The organism is Pseudochelatococcus lubricantis (genome assembly GCF_011762225.1).
In the GTDB taxonomy this organism is placed as follows: Bacteria; Pseudomonadota; Alphaproteobacteria; order Rhizobiales; family Beijerinckiaceae; genus Pseudochelatococcus; species Pseudochelatococcus lubricantis.
In genome coordinates this window covers 118959-138768 of record NZ_JAASQI010000006.1, presented here as the reverse complement: position 1 = coordinate 138768, position 19810 = coordinate 118959, and the positions used below count along the sequence as shown (strand labels likewise).

At 63.5% G+C, this 19810-nt stretch carries 13 protein-coding genes; 5 read left to right on the top strand and 8 right to left on the bottom strand.

The features are described 5' to 3' along the window. Positions 1-53: 53 nt before the first annotated feature. Positions 54-1613: an ABC transporter substrate-binding protein gene (locus tag FHS82_RS13390; RefSeq protein ID WP_166953656.1), complete on the bottom strand. Its 1560-nt coding sequence runs from the start codon at positions 1611-1613 to the stop codon at positions 54-56. 886 nt (positions 1614-2499) lie between these two features. Here FHS82_RS13390 and FHS82_RS13385 point away from each other — a divergent pair. Both FHS82_RS13385 and FHS82_RS13380 read left to right on the top strand, forming a co-directional pair. Further along, on the top strand, positions 2500-5322 hold the full coding sequence (locus tag FHS82_RS13385) for a calcium-binding protein (RefSeq protein ID WP_208394236.1): 2823 nt from the start codon (positions 2500-2502) through the stop codon (positions 5320-5322). Positions 5323-5652: 330 nt separating this feature from the next. Continuing rightward, the gene (locus FHS82_RS13380; protein WP_166953654.1) at positions 5653-6390 is read left to right on the top strand and encodes a FadR/GntR family transcriptional regulator; all 738 of its coding nucleotides are present in this window, start codon (positions 5653-5655) and stop codon (positions 6388-6390) included. Positions 6391-6586: 196 nt separating this feature from the next. On the opposite strand, the gene FHS82_RS13375 is transcribed toward FHS82_RS13380, so the two are convergent. Beyond that, the gene (locus tag FHS82_RS13375) at positions 6587-7360 is read right to left on the bottom strand and encodes an SDR family NAD(P)-dependent oxidoreductase (protein WP_166953919.1); all 774 of its coding nucleotides are present in this window, start codon (positions 7358-7360) and stop codon (positions 6587-6589) included. Between the two features lie 268 nt (positions 7361-7628). On the opposite strand from FHS82_RS13375, the gene FHS82_RS13370 reads away from it, so the two are divergent. Then, the gene (locus FHS82_RS13370; RefSeq protein WP_166953652.1) at positions 7629-8408 is read left to right on the top strand and encodes an inositol monophosphatase family protein; all 780 of its coding nucleotides are present in this window, start codon (positions 7629-7631) and stop codon (positions 8406-8408) included. 19 nt (positions 8409-8427) lie between these two features. Here FHS82_RS13370 and FHS82_RS13365 read toward each other — a convergent pair whose 3' ends face one another. From FHS82_RS13365 to FHS82_RS13340, 6 genes are all read right to left on the bottom strand, one after another. After that, a complete protein-coding gene (locus tag FHS82_RS13365; RefSeq protein WP_166953650.1) occupies positions 8428-9315 on the bottom strand; it encodes a LysR family transcriptional regulator in 888 nt (295 codons plus the stop codon). Between the two features lie 95 nt (positions 9316-9410). Further along, positions 9411-10742 carry a dicarboxylate/amino acid:cation symporter gene (locus FHS82_RS13360; protein ID WP_343042577.1) on the bottom strand — a complete coding sequence of 444 codons (1332 nt, stop codon included), beginning with the start codon at positions 10740-10742 and terminating at the stop codon, positions 9411-9413. Positions 10743-11037: 295 nt separating this feature from the next. Beyond that, positions 11038-12189, bottom strand: coding sequence for an FMN-dependent L-lactate dehydrogenase LldD (lldD, locus tag FHS82_RS13355; protein WP_166953646.1), 1152 nt, complete (start codon positions 12187-12189; stop codon positions 11038-11040). Positions 12190-12253: 64 nt separating this feature from the next. Beyond that, complete coding sequence (locus FHS82_RS13350) at positions 12254-13495, bottom strand: complex I 51 kDa subunit family protein (protein WP_166953645.1); 1242 nt, start codon at positions 13493-13495, stop codon at positions 12254-12256. A 5-nt stretch (positions 13496-13500) separates the two neighbouring features. After that, on the bottom strand, positions 13501-15126 hold the full coding sequence (locus FHS82_RS13345; RefSeq protein ID WP_166953643.1) for an FAD-binding protein: 1626 nt from the start codon (positions 15124-15126) through the stop codon (positions 13501-13503). A 4-nt stretch (positions 15127-15130) separates the two neighbouring features. Continuing rightward, positions 15131-15799 (bottom strand): 4Fe-4S dicluster domain-containing protein, encoded by a 669-nt coding sequence (locus FHS82_RS13340; protein ID WP_166953641.1) that lies wholly within the window; start codon positions 15797-15799, stop codon positions 15131-15133. A gap of 400 nt (positions 15800-16199) precedes the next feature. Here FHS82_RS13340 and FHS82_RS13335 point away from each other — a divergent pair, with 400 nt between their 5' ends. Both FHS82_RS13335 and FHS82_RS13330 read left to right on the top strand, forming a co-directional pair. Beyond that, a complete protein-coding gene (locus tag FHS82_RS13335; protein WP_166953639.1) occupies positions 16200-18200 on the top strand; it encodes an ATP-binding protein in 2001 nt (666 codons plus the stop codon). Beyond that, on the top strand, positions 18193-19518 hold the full coding sequence (locus FHS82_RS13330; RefSeq protein WP_166953637.1) for a sigma-54-dependent transcriptional regulator: 1326 nt from the start codon (positions 18193-18195) through the stop codon (positions 19516-19518). Before FHS82_RS13335 ends, FHS82_RS13330 begins: the two co-directional genes overlap by 8 nt. Positions 19519-19810: the final 292 nt, after the last annotated feature.

Genomic DNA, 19810 nt, shown 5'->3' with positions numbered 1-19810 from the left:
GGACCGGACCGGAAACGGGATGCCCCGGCAGCACTGCCGCCGGGGCCATCGGGTCACTTCTCGATGTAGGCGTTCTTGAAGCCGTCGTTCAGGCCGATGCCGGTGGTGACCAGGTCCTTGACGTTGCAGCGGGTGATCGTGGGAAAGCTCATGTCCAGAAGCCAGGCGACGGGCACGTCCTCGACGAGCTTCTTCTGGACCTCGGTGTAGGCCGCGCTGCGCTGGCCCTGATCGATGGTGCCCGCGCCCTTCCCGAAGAGAGCGTCAACCTCTGGATTGGCGTAGCCCTCGACGTTGTTCCAGGGCGACCCCTTGGCGATGTTGTCGGAGACATAGGTACGCGACACGCCGAGCGCCGGGTCGCCATACTGGTAGAGATAGGTGGTCGCCAGATCGAAGTCCCAGTCCGACAACCGTTTGTTCCAGCCGGCCACATCCGTCGCCACGAGTTCGACGTTCACGCCGACGTCGGCGAGGTTCTGCCGGATGACCTCGGCCACGCGCTGCCAGGTCTCGCCATAGGGCATGGGAACGAAGTTCAGGACTTCGCCCTTGTAGCCGGACGCCGCGACCAGCTCCCGCGCCTTTTTCGGATCGTAGGAATAAGGCGCTATGGAGCCGTCGTAATACTTCGTCGACTGCGCGAACGGCCCGGTAGAGACCTTGCCGATGCCGTTCCACAGGGCGTCGCGGATGAAGTCGCGGTCAATCGCATACATCAGCGCCTGCCGGAATTCCTTGCTGGCGGTCGGCCCCCGGCGATTGTTCAGCCACACCCACGACTGCGGGCCGAAGAACTCCCAGCCGGCTTCGGTGATGCAGGTGTTGTCCAGCGCCGACACGCGCGGCACATCGAAGTTCTCGATTGCGCCACCGGGAAGGATATCGACCTTGCCGGTCTCGAAGGCAACGGCGCGCGAGGCCGCATCCGGAATCACGTGCCAATATACTTCATCCAGATAAGGCTTTCCCTTATCCCAGTACTCGTCATTCCTGACCAGCTTGATGTAGGAACCCTTGACCCATTCGGCGAACTTGAAGGGGCCGGTGCCGATCGGCCTGTTATTTGCGGGATTCGCGTTGAAATCGGTGCCTTCGTAGATGTGCTTCGGCACGATCGGCATCGAGCCGACCTCGAAGGCATTGAGGAAGGGGCCGAAGGCGCTCTTCAGTTTGAAGACCACGGTGTTGTCGTCCGGTGCCGTGATAGCCTCGACATGAGCCAGCACGGCGCGGAAGCGGGGGTGCCGCTCGCGCAGGAAGACGTCCGCCGAGAACACCACGTCCGCCGCGGTGAAGGGCTTGCCATCATGCCATTTCACGCCCTCCTGCAGGGAGAAGGTGTAGGTCAGGCCGTCCTCTGAAACAGTCCAGCTACGGGCCAGCGACGGCATCGCGTTCAATTTCGTATCGTAGCGCAGCAGGCCTTCATAGATATTCCCCGCAACCATCTGGGTGGGGGTGTTCTGGAACAGCCCCAGCATCAGGCTGGGCGGCTCAGGCTGGATCACGACATTGGCGCGCCCGCCGCGGACCGGGTCGGCCACGGCTCCTCCGACAACGCCTCCGAGTGCAACGAGACTGACGAGTACAGAGGCAAGAATGCGTTTCATCCGAGACTTCCCCTTTGTTTCAGACGTTTATTGCGTCTTCGATCATTAGCAGGCCATCCGCATCGTGAGACGGGCCGCGTTTATGTCAAAAGTATCCGCGAGCACTCGCCACGCCACAAATAGTCCAGGCTTATTGCTGCAATAGCGACGTAATATCTGCGCAAGACACAGGCATCCGGGTATCCGATACGCGGCAGATGCATAATATTTGGATATCTTTTGCCTGATGGCCACGCTCTCGAACAGGCTAAGATTCATATATCGTGATACCGTGTCTGCGTATCCTGATTGGCTATGCTTTTTATGGTTGAGTGGGGAAGAGTTTCAATTTCTGTATCGTCGTAACCTGGAGCACTGCTTTCCCCGGAAGCGTGAGCTTATACCAACACTCCCGGTCTTCGACTGCTCGCGTGTGGGCTTTGCTCAAGCGCCCCACGGGCTTGACTGCCTGAAGGTGTCCGCTGCCGCAAGCGCGAGGCGGCCGTGGCGCCGGGATATGAGTTTGCCATAAAGCCCCCTGACAAAACCTCGCCAAGTCGGCTGACCGGTGATTTCCGCGCCCGCTGCGTCGCCGGTCCTCGCCGATACGACCGGCATCGACCGCATTCGGCGCCAAGGGAAACCAGGTTGGCAGGATGAAAAAAACGCTCGGCCGTCCTCAGCAATAGATACGTTTGGCGAATAATAATATCATATTAGGAATTGTCATCTCCGCGTCACCTCCGGGTGGCAAATGAAACGCCGACGACTGGAGAGCGCGCCGATAGCCGTCATTCCCGGGACAATTCGCCTGCGGCCCTTCCCCGCGGGCAGGTTTTTCAACGCCGCTCTTTCGGGAGCGGGGGCTGATGCAAGCTTCTGATCGCCTTGCGTTAAGGAACGACAAATGACCACTTCCGTGACAGAAAACGCTGCTACCTCTTCCGCGTGGAGCCTCGATGGCTTCACCGACATGAACTACGTCGACGATCTTGCCGGGCTTCGTTTCACCCAGGGCCTGGTCTGGAACGGCGATGCCAATGAATGGATTGCCACCTGGCAGCACGGCATGGCGCGCCTGACGGAGAACCTCGAATTCCTGCAGACCACCGGTTCGCTCAATCCGGTAACCGAGGAGATCTCCACCGGCATTCCGCGGGAACTCTATGACATGGGCCTCGATCATATCGGGGACATCGACTATTATAACGGACACATTTACGTAGCCTTGGACAGCGCGGCCGGAGGCTACCAGAACGGTTACGTCGCCGTCTTCAACGCCTCCGACCTCAGTTATACCGGCCAGCTTCACGCGCTCTACGGTGCGCCGACCAACCTGCGCAACGACGTCGCGACGTTCGTCGCCGTCGATGGCGAAAACGGCGTCGGCTACGGCAAGGAATGGCGGAACGGCAACACCATCAACATCTACAATCTCAGCGACTGGAGCTTCGTCGGTACGCTTGAGATGGACCAGAGCCTCAAGAACGTCCAGGGCGCCAAGGTCCATGACGGCAAGCTCTACATGGCCGCGGACAACAACACCCGTTCGGTCTATAGCGTCGATCTGGCAACCGGCCACGTCGAGGAACTGTTCCAGCTTCCCGTTCCCGAGGACGCCGATTACGAGGTCGAAGGGATCGAGATCGTGCAGCGGGCCGACGGCAGCCTGCATATTGTGGTGGAAATGATCGTCGAGCCGGATGGCGACGAGAACGTCTACACCTATACGCGCCTGTTCGACTACACGCTCGACCGCGACCCGTCCCTTCCGGAAGTCGCGCCGTATCACACCTGGACCGTCAACACGAACGGCGAGAGCGACAACAATTACGACTTCACGATTTCACTGCGCGAAGCAATCACCAATGCCAATCCCGGCGACGTGATCACCTTCGACGCTTCCCTGGCCGGCAAGGTCATTACCCTTGACGAGGCTGAGCTGGCGATCGCCAAGAACCTCACGATCAACGGCGACATCGACGGTGATGGCAAGGCCGACATCACGATCCAGGGCAGCGGCGACTCGCCCGTGATCCATGTGACCGCCGGCAGCGTGGTTCTCGAAGGCCTCGTCATTCTGGGGGCAAACGGTGACGATGCGCGCATCGTCGCCGAAGAAGGCGCAAGCGTGACGCTCGTCAACAGCACGACGAGCACCGATGCCACGACGGGCGACGACGAGCTGACGGGCACCGTCGGTATCGATGCCCTCCATGGCGGCGACGGAGACGACACCATTCTGGGGCTTGCCGGCAACGACATCCTTGACGGCGGCGAAGGCGATGACAGCCTCGACGGCGGCGAAGGCAACGATACCCTGAAGGGCGGCGCGGGCGACGACGTACTTCTCGGCGGCGCCGGCGATGACGTGCTCGCCGGCGGCGACGGCGACGACCTGCTCGATGGCGGCGAAGACATCGACACGGCCGACTACTCGGCCGACACCGCGGGCGTGACGGTTGACCTCACAGCCGGCGAAGCCCACGGCGACGACACCGGCGAGGACGAACTCGTCGCTATCGAGAACGTCATCGGCGGTGCGGGCAACGATACCCTGATCGGCAACGACGAAGCCAACCGGCTTGTCGGCGGCGTGGGCGACGACCTCCTCAACGGCGGCGCGGGCGACGACGTGCTTCTCGGCGGCACCGGCGATGATGTGCTCGTCGGCGGCGACGGCGACGACAGCCTCGATGGCGGTGACGGCGACGACCAGCTTGCCGCCGGCATCGGCAGCGACGCGCTCCTCGGCGGGGCTGGCGATGACCAGCTCGACGGTGGCGAGGGTGACGACAGCCTCGACGGCGGCGAAGGCGACGATCAGCTTCTCGGCGGCGCGGGCAACGACGTGCTCGCCGGCGGGGCGGGTGACGATCAGCTCGACGGCGGCGCCGGCGACGACCGCCTCGACGGCGGGGCGGGTAACGACCAGCTGAACGGCGGTGCCGGCGACGACATCATCCTGGCCGGTGCCGGCGATGACCTCATCAATGGCGGTGAGGGCTTCGACACGCTCGACCTCTCCGAGGCGACGGGTCCGGTCTCGGTCGACTTCGCCGCTGGCCGCGTCTCGGGCGAGGGCATCGGCACCGACATCTTCACCGGCATCGAGAATCTGCTCTTCGGGGCCGGTGACGACATCATCAACGGCGGCAACGGTGACGACTCCTTCGACGGCGGCGCGGGCAACGACACGCTGAAGGGCGGAGCCGGCAACGACACGCTCAAGGGCGGCGAAGGCAACGACACCATCGACGGCGGTTCGGGTGACGACCTTATCGACGGCGGCCTCGGCGATGACACGATCAAGGCGGGCTCCGGCGATGACGTGATCGACGGCGGCGAAGGCAACGACGTGATCGACGCCGGCTCCGGCGCCGATGTCATCCGCGCCGGCGCGGGCAACGACGTGGTCGACGGCGGTTCGGGCGCGGACCGGATCGAGGGCGGCGCTGGCGACGACAAGCTCACGGGCGGCTCGGGCCATGACGTCTTCGCTTTTGCGGCCGGCTTCGGCAAGGACACGGTGACGGACTTCAAGACGACGGGCGCGAGTTCCGACGTCCTTGAGTTCTCGACCGACGTGTTCGCGGATTACGCCACGGCGATTGCGGCAGCCCGGCAGGTGGGCACCGACACGGTGTTCACCCTCGACGCCGACAACACCGTGACGCTCACGGGCGTCCAGCTCGCGAGCCTGCAGAGCGACGATTTCCTCTTCGTCTGACGATCCGCATGGATGTCGTCAACCGGAAGGGCGCCTCACGGCGCCCTTCTGAATATGATCTTCCAGCCCACCATCTGCACGTTGTCATGAGGGGGGCCGGAAGCTCGACGAGCGCGGGCTGTTCGAACGCGAACGACGCATCGCCCAGGCCACCGGGAGGAGATCTACGCCATCGGCATATCACTCAATCACGTCACGGAAGCGAGGTGCGAAGCGGCTCAAGAGGCCCATGTCGCTTGTCGTCGTGAAAAACTATCTTCCGTTTGTCAGGGTGCTAAATTACATTATGATAGATATCATATTATTTAATAGGCGATCGGACCCAAGCGCATGCCCTTACAGTCTGCAAGAGCAACCTACCTGCCAGGAATGAGCCTGCACGCATCGCTCCTCAATCAACTCGGACAGCGTATTCTGCGTGGTGAACTGCAGCCCGGTGCGCCGTTGCCGAATGTCGAGGACTGGAGCGCGGCCCACAACGTCAGCCGCACCGTCATGCGCGAGGTCATCAGGGTGCTGGCCGGAAAGGGCATGGTCGAGTCCCGCCCCCGAACGGGCACACGTGTTCGCCCCCGTAGCGAGTGGAACTTCCTTGATCCCGACATTCTCGCCTGGCGTTATGGCTCGACGGTCGATATCGCCGATGCGCGCGCGCTTTTCGAACTGCGGCGCGCGATCGAGCCGGCGGCGGGGGAATTGGCCGCCCAGCGGGCGAGCGCAGCCCAGATCGCTGAACTGAAAGAACATTTTGCTCTCATGGAGCAATATGCCGATGACGGGGAACGCTTCGCGGAACCGGATCTGGCGTTCCATCAGCTCATCCTGCGAATGACCGGCAACGAACTCATCGGCTCTCTCGGCACTCTCACCAAGGCGGCTGTTATCATCAGTTTTCATCTGTCGAACGCCAATCCCTACGGGCAACGCCCATCACTGCCGCTTCATCGCCGCGTGATCGATTGCATCGAGGCGCGCGACTCCAAGGGAGTGCGGGAAGCACTTCTCGAACTGCTGGACAACGCGGAGGCCGACGTGGAGCGGGGGCTGGGAGCGCGAAGCGGGGTCTAGAATCTGTCCTGTTTACGTTGAAACAGGACAGATTTTCGATTCCCTATTTTGAGCGAATTCTGATCGATCAGATGCTTCCATCTGATCGGAACGCGCTCCGGAGGCTGTTAGTGACCATGGATAGGGTCCCCCGCCATCTGGCTTGAGATGCGCTTCACAGCCGCCGTCGACGAAGGCGGCGACGGGCGGGCTGCCGTCAGACCCAGCCGCCATCAACGATGAATTGCTGGCTTGTGCACATACGGCTGTCGTCGGCCGCCAGGAAAAGCGCCATGCGGGCAATATCCGACGGCTGCAACCGCGTCGTCAGGCATTGCCGTTCCGCGATCTGGCGCTCGCCGGCTTCGTTCACCCATAACCGCATTTGCCGTTCGGTCATGACCCAGCCGGGCACCAGACAGTTTACACGGATGTTCGCGGGGCCGAACTCGCGGGCCAGCGCACGGGTCATGCCATAAATCGCGGCCTTGGCAGTGACATACGCAGGACAATCGGGGTCGCCGACGATCCAGGTAATGGAGCCGAAGTTGATGATCGAGCCCCCACCCGCCAGCCGCATCCCGGGCACAACGGCTTGAGCGGCGAAAAACTGATGACGGACGTTCACAGCCATGCGGTCGTCCCAATAGGCAACGTCTACCGTTTCCGTTGCGTGCCGGTCGTCATTGCCCGCGTTGTTGCAGAGCACCCGAATGGCGCCATGCGCGGCGCTGGCTTCGCCGATGGCCGCCCTCAATGCGTCGATATCGCGCAAATCGCAGTGAATGAAGAGCGGTCGCGAGCAGCCGGTATCCGCGGCATGCTCGACAACGGCCCGTGAGGCATCCTCCGCGATGTCGACGAAGGCGACCCGCGCGCCCTGGGCCGAAAAGTGCATGACGAGGCTTTCGCCGATACCGCTTCCGCCTCCCGTGATGAAAACACTTTTTTCCTTGAGGCTTGGGTAGGTCGCAAAAGATTCCCGTGTCATTTCCTGATCCGCATTCGTTGAATTAACGCTGGAACGGTTCCATCGCCGCCGCCGGCAGGCCACCGCTGCATGCTTGTCCAAAGCCGCTCCAGACGACGATAAACGGCAAGTTTGACGCTTTTTCCAACATGTTGGCAGAATTGCCCATATGGTATGAATAATAATATGATTGTCATTTGGTTGTTAGATTACGCTGCTTACTGGCGCCAGCTTTTGTCGGGTGCGCTTGTCGCGCAGCCCTCCTGCACCTGGGCGAACGGAGACGAAAATGCTGGAGAGAATTGTAGCCATCGCGGAGGAAGCAGGCAGGCTCGCCCTCGATCATTTCGAAAAGCGAGGCAGCCTGCCGGTCACCTCGAAGGCTCATCTCAACCTCGTTACCGAGGCAGACAGGGCCGTGGAAAGCCTGATCGCCAGCCGGCTGCGCGCGGCCTTTCCCGATGACGGTCTCTTCGGCGAGGAAAGCGGCGGCCAGACAGGCGGAAGCCGCCGCATCTGGGTGGTCGATCCGATCGATGGCACGTTCAATTTCGTGCGCGGCGGAGATCAGTGGGCCGTTTCCATCGGCCTTTTTGAAAACGGCTGCCCCGTGCTCGGGGTTATCCATGCCCCGGTTCGCGGCACGATGCTCGCCGGAGGGAAAGGGAGCGCCCCGACGCTGAATGGCGCACTCCTGGCACCATTGACGCCTTTTGCGCCTGATCGCGGCTCAATCGGCGTGGGCCTCGACAGCGGCGCGCCGGTCGATGAGCAGATCGAGGTCCTGCGCTTTCTGATGCGCGACGCGCGGCTGATGATTCGCTCCTGCAACTCCGCCACCATGGCGATGATGGAAGTCGCGACCGGAGAGGCCGACGTTTACCTCGCGATGGGCGATTCAAGCTGGGACGTGATGGCCGCCTGGCCGATCCTGATCGCCCTCGGCGCCCGCGCGACGTTCGGGTGGGATAATGTGCCGCTGACGGCCGGGCTGAAATTCGCCATCGGCAAACCGGAAGCCGTTGACCTCCTCGCGGCGCTTGGCCTGGGGAAACCGACGATGGACTGACCGACATCGCGGCGCCCGATCATTCCGGCCCGCCGCGCGCCTCTCGTACCAGTCTGAGCCACATTTTTGCTGCGTCCGAAAGATAGGTGCCCCGTCGCCAGGCGATCGCCATGTTCCATTCCATGTCGGGCGCTTCGAGCAAGACATGACGCACCGCCACGTTCCACCTCGCGGAGGCGACAAGGCGGGGCAGCACAGCAACCCCCAGCCCGGCAGCGACCAGTTCGATCATGAACTCGATCTGGCTGCTGCGCGTCACGACGTTCGGCTCGAACCCCGAATTTCTGCAGGCTTCAACGATGGTTTGCTGCAGGTCTGCGCCGCTGTCGAAAAGGATGAATGGCGCATCCCTGAGATCAGCAAGCGAGATCGCCGGCCTGGCGGCAAGACGATGGTTTGCAGGCAATACCGCCATCAGGGGCTCGCTGCGGACAGACTCCCAGTCCAGATCTTCCGAAGCCGATAACGGCAGACAGGCGAAGTCCATGCGGCCCTCTCGCAGAATTTCTTCGAGATGATCGCTGTCATGCTCGATGAGCCGTATCTCGATTTTCGGACAACGCTGACGATAGACGGCCAGAAGCGGCGCCAACAGCGCGCCGCTGCCCAGCGGTGACAGGCCAAGCCTCAGGACGCCACGCTTGAGGCCACGGATTTCATCGAGTTCGGCAAGGAGATCGTCGCGGTCGGCGAGCAGCTTCGCACCACGGCGATAGACCACCTCCCCGGCTATGGTGAGTTCGCTGCGGTGCCCGATCCGGTTGAGCAGCGGCGTGCCAATCTCGTTCTCAAGCTGTCTCACAGCCTTGCTGACGGCTGACTGGGTGGCGAGCACCGTCCTGGCGGCGTGAGAAAACCCGCCCTGACGGATGACCTCGACGAAAGCGCGTAACTGTCGGAATTCCATCTTCAGCCTGTGTCTGAATGTGTGTCTGGGGATCGATGATTTTTCGCCGGGCGTATCGCTGGAAGCGTTCGCCCCGCGTCGTCATTCATGCGTCGTCATTCGGAAGCTGTCTCCGGCTGCTGCGGAGAGGAAGAGCCGGCCCCTGCGTTGCCGCTCAGCGCGGCGCGCAACCTGTCCTCGTCCAGTTCGCCTTCCCAGCGCGCCACAACGAGACACGCCACCGCGTTGCCGACGAGGTTCGTCAGCGCGCGACATTCGGACATGAAGCGATCGACGCCGAGGATCAGGGCCATGCCCGCGACCGGGACGGAGGGCACGACTGAAAGCGTCGCGGCGAGCGTGATGAAACCCGCGCCCGTGATGCCGGCCGCGCCTTTCGAACTCAGCATGGCCACGAGCAGCAGCACGACCTGTTCCCCGAGCGAAAGGTCTATCCCGACCGCCTGCGCGATGAACAGCACCGCCATGGTCATGTAGATGTTGGTGCCGTCGAGATTGAAGGAATAGCCCGTGGGGATGACGAGACCGACGACGGACTTCGTCGCCCCGGCCGCCTCCATCTTCTGCATCAGGCTCGGAAGCGCCGCCTCGGACGAACTCGTGCCAAGCACAACCAGCAGTTCCTCCTTGATGTAGCGGAGCAGCGAAAAAATCGAAAAGCCGTTAAACCGCGCGACGGCGCCAAGGACGACCACGACGAAGAAAAAAGCCGTGAAGTAAAACGCGATCACCAGCTTGACGAGGTTCGCGATCGAACCGACACCGTATTGCCCGACGGTAAAGGCCATGCCGCCGAAAGCGCCGATGGGCGCGGCGTTCATCAGGATCGAGACGAGCTTGAAGATCGGCGCCGTCACAGCCTGAAGGAATTCCAGAACTGGTTTCCCCGGTTCGCCCGCCGAGGCGAGCGCAAGGCCGAAAAGCACGGCGATGAACAGCACCTGCAGGATGTTTCCCTCGGAGAAGGCCCCCATCATGGTGTTGGGAATGATGCTCAACAGAAAACCCACCAGCGTGCTCTCGTGGGCATGGTCGGCGTAACCCTGCACCGCCGCGCCGTCGAGCGTCGCCGGGTCGATGTTGAGCCCCGCGCCCGGCTGCGCGATGTTGCCGACACAAAGTCCGATCATCAGCGCCAAGGTCGAAAAGAACAGGAAGTAGACCATGGATTTGCCCACGACCCGGCCAACCTTCCCGAGGTCGCTCATGCTGCCGATGCCGGTGGATACGGTGAGGAAGATGACCGGCACGATGATCATCTTCACCAGCTTGATGAAGGCGTCGCCCAAGGGCTTCATGGCCGTTCCCGCCTCGGGCCAGAAATGGCCGAGGGTGATGCCCGCGACGATCGCAAGTATCACCTGTGCATAGAGGTGCCGATAGAACGGCTGTTTGCGTATCGGTTTGGCGGTTTGCGATATCAACACCGGCTTCTCCCTCGGCCATCGCTGTCCCGATGAACGGGACTTCTTCTGCATGACTTCGTTCGCAAGCCGCATGCCAATGTTATAATCATTTGAAAAACATGGATTTTCCGCGAATTAATGCCTCACCGCCGCCGATCCTGTCCGGTAATCCGTAACTGGTCCCGGCGCGTTTTCCGGTTTTCCGCACGCCCGGTTCGGGACAGGGTTGAGCCAGCCGCCGGCTGCCCGCAAACGACGAGGCCGGCTTCTCGCCGGCCCGCCCGTACATCCTCGGCAACCGTCCGTCCTGGTCCGGTCAGGCCGGTTTCTCCAGCTCGCGCACGACGCTGTCACGTGTTATTTCCCTTATCGAGCGCGCTCCGGTAAGCGTCATCGCCACCCGCATTTCGCGGGCGAAGATATCGAGGAGGTTCTCGACCCCTTTCTGGCCGGCCGCCGCCAGTGCGTATACGAAAGCGCGGCCGAGAAGAACGGCGTTCGCCCCCTGCGCCAGCATCCGGACGACGTCGAGGCCCGAGCGCACGCCCGAGTCGGCAAGCACGGCCAGATCGCCGGCAACGGTGTCGGCGATCGCCGGAAGGGCGCGAACGCTGGACAGGACGCCATCGAGCTGGCGTCCTCCATGGTTCGACACGACGATGCCGTCAGCGCCGAAACGCACCGCGTCGCGCGCGTCCTCCGGGTCGAGAATTCCCTTGATGATCATCGGGCCCTTCCAGAAATCCCTGATCCATTGCAGGTCGCTCCAGCCGATCGAGGGATCGAAGTTGGCGCCGAGCCAGCCGACGTAGTCCTCCAGCCGGGTTTTCCGGTTGCGATAGGCCGATACATTGCCCAGATCGTGCGGCCGTCCGAGAAGCCCGACATCGCAGGCCCAAACGGGATGCGTGAAAGCCTGCAGCAGGCGCCGGGCCGCTGCGTTCGGCCCCGACATGCCAGAATGGGCATCGCGGTATCGGGCGCCGGGAACCGGCATGTCGACGGTGAAGACGAGCGTACGGATGCCGGCCGCCCACGCCCGGTCCAGCACGTTCTTCATGAAGCCGCGATCCTTCAGCACGTAAAGCTGGAACCATATCGGCCGTGCGCTGCGGCCCTGCACTTCCTCCAGGGAGCAGACGGAAACGGTGGACAGCGTGAAGGGCAGCCCCTTCGCCTCCGCGGCACGCGCGGCCAGCACCTCTCCCCGGCGGGCATACATGCCCGTCAGGCCCACGGGCCCGAGCGCCACCGGCATGGCGAACGCCTCGCCGAACACCTCCGTCGAGAGATCGACCTCGCCGACGCTCTTCAGCACGCGCTGCCGGAGCGCCAGCGCGGAAAGGTCCCCGACGTTGCGCCGCAAGGTCTGTTCCGCATAGGCACCGCCGTCGATATAGTGGAACAGGAAGGGCGGCAAACGCCGCTGTGCGGCTTCCCGGTAATCCGTGGAAGAAGAAACGATCATATCAGGCATTCCCTTGCGTCATCGCATCGTGCCGAAAGATTGGGGAAGTGACATGCCGGCGGGCTCAGACGCCGGGCGTCGCATATTCCTCCGGAAATGTCTGGAGGGAGCTTTGCACCACCGTGACCGCGCCATCGATCAGCGCGCACCGCCCGCTGCCCGGCAGGATGAGGCAGAGATGGCCGAGCGCCCGCCTGTCCGCCTCCGTGCCCCGCCCGGTCGCAATGCGGTCGAGCAGGCGCGCCATCTGGAAGGTGCCGCATTTGCACGGCGGGCATTGCCCGCACGAGCCATTGGCGAAGAACTCGACATATTCGGCGACCTTGCGCACGATGCTGGTGCCTTCCGAAATAACGATCATGGCCCCCGTACCCAGGCGGGACTGACGGCTGCGCACCGAATCGAAATCGAGCGGCACGTCGAGATCGCGCGCCGTCAGCAGCGTGTTGGACGGCCCGCCGGTGAAAACCGCCTTGAAGGCCCGGCCGCCCAGCATGCCCCCACCGTGGGTGAAGATCAGTTCCTGGAGACCGGTGCCCATCGGCAATTCATAGAGGCCGGGTTCGAGCACATCCCCCGAGAGGGAGAACAGCTTGGTGCCGCTCGCGCCGCCAATGCCGAGATTGCGGTACCAGTCCGCGCCGTTCTTCAGGATATGCGGGACGTTGGCGAGGGTCTCCGTGTTGTTGATCAGCGTCGGGCGGTCGTTGACACCTTTTTCAAAAGGAAACGGCGGCTTGCGGCGCGGAAACGGGAAGCTTCCGTTCAGCCAGCGTACGACCGCCGACTCCTCCCCGCCGATGTAGCGCCCTGAACTCGGCGCCACCGACAGCCGCACATTCCGTCCCACGACACGCTCCACCTCGGTCAGCAGGCCGCTGTCCGTCCACTCGGCCACCGCATGGCGCATGGCCTCGATGCTCTCCGCCTGGCGGGGATTGATGTAGAAGATCACTGTGCCGGCGCGGATGGCCACAGCCGCGATCAACGCGCCTTCGATGACCTGATGTGGCGTCCGCCGCAGAAGGTAGCGGTCCTTGAACGTCCCCGGCTCATCCTCGTTGCCGTTGCATACGACGTACTTCTCGCCGTCCGCCATCTCGGCCGCCGCCGTCCATTTGCGCCAAGTGGGAAAGCCGGCACCACCCATGCCCCGCAGGTCCGCCGCCCGCAGCGTGGGGATGATGTCCTGCGGTCGGTCCAGCGCCCGCGCGAGCCCCTCGCCGCCTCCCGCGCTCGTCCAGGCGGCGAGGTTCGCGCCAACCCCGATCGCCGGATCGAGAAGAACCGAATTGAGCCCTGCCATGATCTTCAACCTTTTCCACCAGCCGCCATATGGCTGCGCAGTTCGAAATTGCCGTAGGCCGGATAAAGAACGGGAGAGAGCGACCCGCCGGTCACGCCGGCGCGGGTCAGTTCACGCCGCCACCGCTGTACATGCCCTAGGCCGATCCGCCCGTGGGCGAGGGGCGTGCCCGCCTGACCGGCCGCCGCCGCGCCGGCGCGCCTGCCGAAGACGAAAATGTCGAGCAGCGCGTTGCCCATCAGGCGGTTGCGACCGTGAACACCCCCCGCCACCTCGCCGGCGCAGTAAAGGCCCTCGACGCTGGTGGCGCCGTTCCCGTCGATCGCCACGCCCCCGTTCTGGTAATGCAGGGTCGGATAGACGAGCAGCGGATCGACGCACGGATCGACACCGCAACGGTGAGCAAGGTGCTTCAGCGAGACGAGCTGCTTGTCGAGGAGTTGCGGCCGCTCTTTCAGCAGCCCCGGCGTATCGAGAAACACGCCGACCGATCCGTCACGCCCGACGCCGCGGCCTTGCGCGCATTCCCGCAGGATGGCGGCTGTCACCACGTCTCGCGGCGCCAGCTCATCGATGAAGCGTTCGCCCAGCCCGTTGATCAGCCTGGCGCCGACCGAACGCACCGCTTCGGAGATCAGCCCGCCGGCAAGATGCGGCGGATGGGCCACTCCGGTCGGATGATACTGGAACGAATCGACCTCCCGCAGCCGCGCGCCAATGCGATAGGCCAGCGCCAGACCATCGGCAGTCGCCCCATAGTGGTTCGATGTGGCGAAGCCCGTCAGGTGCAGGCGCCCCGCCCCGCCCGTCGCCAGTATGACGGCGCCGGCGCGCACCAGCTTGAAGACGCGGTGTTCGAGATCGTAGAGCACCGCGCCCGCACAACGGCCATATTCGTCCGACAGCAACTCGATGGCGGGAGACCGGTTGAGCACCGTCACGCCGCGGTCGAGTTCCACCGCCTCGCGCAGCACGCGCATGATCTCCAGACCGGTGAAATCGCGGTGACTCAGGATACGCGCGGCCGTTGTGCCGCCGGCGCGTTTGCGCATGAGGCGCGCGCCAGGGGCAGCCCCCTCGGCGAGGTCGAAATCGACGCCGAGCCCGATCAGCCAGCGGACGACATCCGGCCCGTCGCCGGCGAGCCGCGCCACGAGTGCGGGATCGGCCGCATGGTGGCCGCCTCTCATCGTGTCGTCGAAATGGCGTTGCAGGCTGTCGTCTTCTCCCACAGCCGCCTGTATGCCGCCCTCGGCCATCACCGTGTTGCTGTCGCCGATGCGCAGCTTGGCCGCGACCACGACCTCGGCCCCGGCGGCGCGCGCCGAAAGCGCGGCGGCCGCGCCCGCGCCACCGCCGCCGACCACCAGAACGTCCGTGCTCATGGGCGCGATTGCGGCGAGGTCGACGTCGCCAATCAGCGCATCGCCTTCCACGACGCGCGCCAGCGCAGGATGGCAGGGATCGCCCCTGTTGGGACCGACCCTGAGCGATACGCGCGCCTCCGGCCCGGCGTCGGGATGATAGGCTTCCAGCAGTTCCTCCCGCGACAGCGGATCGGGACGCAACACCGGATCGGCGTCGCGGACCAGCGACGCCATCGCCTGCTCGAAAGCGATTGCGGATATCATGATGTCAACCTTTCCGCGCCGCGCCAGCGGCTGCGTCGTGATCGTCCCGGCCGGAGAAATCGATCGGCTGCTGGCCGCGCTCGATTTCGGCGAGCCGCGCGATGAGATCGGAGGGGCGCAGGCCGAGCGCCGTCACGGCGCGGCGCACCATGAGGCCCAGATGGTTCGGCCAGATGTGCTCCGGACAGGCGAGCGTGCAGAGATTGCACATCACGCACTGGTCGAAGATATCGGCTGCCCCCGCCAGATTGCCGGCCGCCGCCAGCGCCACGCCGCGTTGCACCTCAAGCCCTTTCGGACAGGCCCTGTCGCATCCGCCGCAATGGCGGCAATGGTCCGCCTCGGGAAAGACATCCCTCACCGCGTCCGCGATGCGCCAGCTATCGGTGATGCCGGCAATGTCGTAAACATGCGGCCTGTGCGGGGTGAAATAGTCGATGAAGCTGACCTGCATGCCGTTTTCCGCGCTGGTTTCGCAGGCCAGCACTGTGGAGACCTCCCTTTCGCCTTCCCGGCGCACCAGACAGCGGCACGCCCCGCAAACGCCCTGCCCCATGCAGCCCACATTGGAGGTCAGGGGCGTGCCGTCCGCCGTCGCGGCCTGCAGCAGGGACAGAGGCGGTTCCACCGTCAGTTCCCGGCCGTCTATGCTCAAGCGAATACGATCTGACATGAGAAGGAAACTCCCCGATTCCGTTGACCGACAGGCGCACAGAGGTCGGCCATGTCTTCTTCGGAGGCGTCGCAAGCGCCGTGCCAAGGCTGGAGTTTTTCTCAATTCATTGTACGCGGGGATTTATCCCGGCTCCGTCCGTGCCGCGGCAGCAGGATCGTTCGGGTTTCCGAACACCGCCGCCGGCGTGACAGTCGGAAATCCGAACGCGCAGAATCCGTCGCCCGAAAAAAGCCAGCAGAACAAGGCAGAAGGCCGCCGTGCCCGAGTGGCATCCGTTTTGCTGAATATTGATCGAGCGCCGGCTGAAGACGGGTGATGCGATCTCCCGCAAACAGGCGATATGCCAGGACTGCTTCGGGCGGCCAGAGCCTGAAAAGGACAGGACAGGTGAACCACGATGACGGCAACAGCAATCAACGACGGTCAGGATACCGCCGCACGCAACGCGCGGACGATCCCGTGCCGCTATGCGGGACGTTGCAGCATCGCGTGCCATCAATTCGACGACTATCCGCTGGACCCGGGCGCCTTCGGCGAGAAGGAGTGCATACTGCGCCACCGCCGAAGGGGCACGCTGATATTCGCACTGGTCACGGCGCTGCTGGTGATCCTCTGCTTCGCCGCGACCTTCGTCTGGTCGGAGCGCAGGGAGTTCGCCGACCTGAAGGTGCTCGGCGAAGAACGCCTGCGCCAGTCGATCGCCCGTCTGGAGCATGAAATCGATAAGTTCAACATCCTGCCGCTGGCGATCGCGGCCCACGAGCAGACAGGTGCGTTCCTGCTCTCGCGCGACCGCGCGGGCGCCGTGGCGGACATGAATGCGTATCTTGCCCGGATAAACGAGGCCGCCGGCACCGTGGGAATCTTCCTGATCGATACGAGCGGCACCATGATCGCAGCCAGCAACGGAGGAGAGAAGAACAGCTTCGTGGGGCGCGACGTCTCCTATCGGCCCTACTTCCAGATCGCGAGGCAAGGGAGCGTGACAGGCTATTACGGCATCGGAACCACCGACAATCTTGCCGGCTATTATCTCGCCACGGCGGTGGAGAGGGATGGTCACCGCGTCGGCGTGGTGGCTGTCAAGATCGATCTGGAGCGCATCGAGCAGGACTGGCTGATCGGCAACGATCCGCTGATGGTGGTGAGCGACACCAATAACATCGTCCTGCTCTCCTCTCGCGCGGACTGGAAATATCTCAGCCTCGGGCCGATCGAGCCGGGCAAGATCGAGCAATTCAACCAGACGCAGCAGTATAACCGGCACATTCTGGAAGCTCTCGACTGGAGAACGGACAGCCTGGCGAGCGACGGCAGCCGGTTCGTATCGATAACGGAAGGATCGCGCACCCGGACATACCTTGCGGGCTCACGCTTCCTGCCGAACGTCTCGATGACGCTGACGGTCCTTTCCGACTATTCCGGGATCGCCCGCAAGGCCGCCCTGCCCGCGACGATCGCCGCGATCATCGTCGTCGTGGTCGCCCTGAGCCTCTATATCTTCAATCAGCGGCGACTGGTCATCCGGGAGCGTCTGCTGACGCGCGATGCGCTGCAGGAGGCCTATACGCGACTTAAGGATCAGTTCGAGGACCGCAACCGGCAACTGCGCGCGGCCAACGAGGACCTGCGGCGGGAGGTGGCCGAGCGCATACAGGCCGTCCAGCGGCTGAAGGATTTTCAGGAAGAGATGATACGGACGGAAAACCTAGCGGTAATCGGCCAGCTCTCGGCGGGGCTGGCGCATGAAATCAACCAGCCGCTGGCGGCGCTTTCCACCCTGTCGGAGAACGCCGTGCGCTTCCTCGAACTCAACGACCTGGGCACGGTGCGCCACAACCTCCAGCGCATCTGCGATCTCGTCCACCGCATGGGCGTGCTGACAGGACAGCTGCGCTCTTTCGCCCGGCGCACGGATGGGGAGGTCGGCAGCGTGGATGTCGAGCGTTCCGTCGAACGCGCCGTGGCGCTGCTCAATCACCGCATCCAGAAAGAGAAAGTGCGCATCGATGTCCGCCGGCCGGAAGCCCCGATCAAGGTCCTCGGCGATGCCGTGCGTCTCGAACAGGTTCTGGTCAACCTCATCAGCAACGCCATGGATGCGCTGCAGGGGAACGGCGAGCCTTGTATCGGGATCGCCGCCCGGGTAGACGGCAACCGGGCGGTCATCGAGGTCGCGGACAATGGTCACGGGCTTAGCGCAACGGTCATCGAAAAGCTCTTCATGCCCTTTTTCTCAACCAAGAAAACGAACGGCCTTGGCCTCGGGCTCGCCATATCGCAAGACATTGTCCGCCGCTTCGGCGGAGACCTGACGGCAGCCAATCGCCCTGCGGGCGGCGCGGTTTTCCGGATCACGATGCCCCTCGCCAACACCCCGGAGAAGGACAATGCTTGATCATGACGTGCTGGTGATCGAGGACGACGAGGACGTGCGGCTCGGCTGCCTGCAGGCGCTGGCCCTCCACAACATCAAGGCCATCGGCTACGAGGCGGTGGAAAATGTGCCGAGGGCGCCGATGCGCGACTTTCCCGGCATCATCGTTTCGGACATCAACCTGCCGGGCATGGACGGCCTGAGCTATTTTGCCCAGCTCAAGGACAAGGACCCGGATCTGCCCGTCATCATGATCACGGGACACGGCGACATCGCGACGGCCGTGCAGGCGATGCGCGACGGCGCCTATGATTTCATCGAGAAGCCGTTCGCGTCGCAACATTTCGCCAGCGTCGTGCAGCGGGCGCTGGAGAAGCGGCGGCTGGCGATGGAAGTCCGGCGGCTGCGCCGGCAGCTCGCGGCCATGGGCGACATCGAAAGCCGCATCGTCGGCACCTCGCAGGCGATCGTGGAGCTGCGCGAACTGGTTCAGGAACTGGCGGCTGTGCCGACCGATGTCATGATCCTCGGTGAGACCGGCACCGGCAAGGAGCTGATCGCCCGATACCTGCACGATCTTTCCGGCCGCAAGGGACCTTTCGTGGCGCTCAACTGCGGGGGCCTTCCCGAAACGCTGTTCGAGAGCGAGATCTTCGGCCACGAGGCCGGGGCTTTCTCCGGCGCGACCAAGCAGCGCATCGGCAAGGTCGAATACGCCAACAGGGGGACGCTGTTCCTCGACGAGATCGAGAGCATGCCGATGTCCATGCAGGTGAAGCTGCTGCGCGTGCTGCAGGAGCGCGTCGTCGAGCGGCTCGGCTCCAACAAGGTCATTCCCGTCGACTTCCGCGTCATCGCCGCCACCAAGGCCGATCTGCTGCAGCTTTCCGTGGAGGGCAAGTTCCGCAGCGATCTGCATTTCCGGCTGAACATCGCCAGTATCGAGCTGCCGCCGCTTCGCAACCGGCGCGAAGACATTCCGCTGCTGTTCGAGCACTTCGTCGATCAGGCTGCCCTGCGCCTCAATCGCGAGCCGCCGCCGATCAGGGAACAGGTAATCCTCGACCTGATGGCCCATAACTGGCCGGGCAACGTACGCGAGTTGCGCAATCAGGCGGAACGTTTTCTCCTCGGCCTCAAATCCGGACCCGGCAGCGAGGCCGGCTCCGGCCCCATCTCGCTGACAGCCGCCGTCGAAAGCTTCGAGCGCAGCCTCATCCAGGAGGAGCTGAAGCGCAACAACGGAAACATCTCCCGGACCGCAGAAGCCATGATGATTGCCAAGACCACGCTGTTCGACAAGATCCGCAAGTACGACATTCGCATCCGCGAGACCTGAGAGCCACCGTCCGTCCGGAACATGCCGCGGCCGCGCCGCCCCCGAACCCGGGGCGGCGCGGCCTTTTGTTTTCCAAGCCGCTGCCAACCGGCAACGGCATCCCTGCGACATGTTGACCCGCAGACCTGCTCCTGGCGCGGATTTTTCCCTTTTTCCATCCTCCCGCAGCCATTTATCGGCCCGCGGACGGCCCGCGGAAGCGCCGTGGTCGGATACCCGAAAACCGGAAAACGGCGATTTTCGGGAAATCGGCCGAATGCCGGAGAGCATTCGGCTAATAATTTAAAATAAT

Excerpts from the sequence above, each read along its gene's own strand:
- FHS82_RS13385 (WP_208394236.1), top strand. The coding sequence starts at position 2,500 with ATGACCACTTCCGTGACAGAAAACGCTGCTACCTCTTCCGCGTGGAGC.
- FHS82_RS13375 (WP_166953919.1), bottom strand. The coding sequence starts at position 7,360 with ATGACACGGGAATCTTTTGCGACCTACCCAAGCCTCAAGGAAAAAAGT.
- FHS82_RS13340 (WP_166953641.1), bottom strand. The coding sequence starts at position 15,799 with ATGTCAGATCGTATTCGCTTGAGCATAGACGGCCGGGAACTGACGGTG.
- lldD (WP_166953646.1), bottom strand. The coding sequence starts at position 12,189 with ATGATCGTTTCTTCTTCCACGGATTACCGGGAAGCCGCACAGCGGCGT.
- FHS82_RS13370 (WP_166953652.1), top strand. The coding sequence starts at position 7,629 with ATGCTGGAGAGAATTGTAGCCATCGCGGAGGAAGCAGGCAGGCTCGCC.
- FHS82_RS13350 (WP_166953645.1), bottom strand. The coding sequence starts at position 13,495 with ATGGCAGGGCTCAATTCGGTTCTTCTCGATCCGGCGATCGGGGTTGGC.
- FHS82_RS13345 (WP_166953643.1), bottom strand. The coding sequence starts at position 15,126 with ATGATATCCGCAATCGCTTTCGAGCAGGCGATGGCGTCGCTGGTCCGC.
- FHS82_RS13380 (WP_166953654.1), top strand. The coding sequence starts at position 5,653 with ATGCCCTTACAGTCTGCAAGAGCAACCTACCTGCCAGGAATGAGCCTG.
- FHS82_RS13330 (WP_166953637.1), top strand. The coding sequence starts at position 18,193 with ATGCTTGATCATGACGTGCTGGTGATCGAGGACGACGAGGACGTGCGG.
- FHS82_RS13390 (WP_166953656.1), bottom strand. The coding sequence starts at position 1,613 with ATGAAACGCATTCTTGCCTCTGTACTCGTCAGTCTCGTTGCACTCGGA.
- FHS82_RS13365 (WP_166953650.1), bottom strand. The coding sequence starts at position 9,315 with ATGGAATTCCGACAGTTACGCGCTTTCGTCGAGGTCATCCGTCAGGGC.
- FHS82_RS13335 (WP_166953639.1), top strand. The coding sequence starts at position 16,200 with ATGACGGCAACAGCAATCAACGACGGTCAGGATACCGCCGCACGCAAC.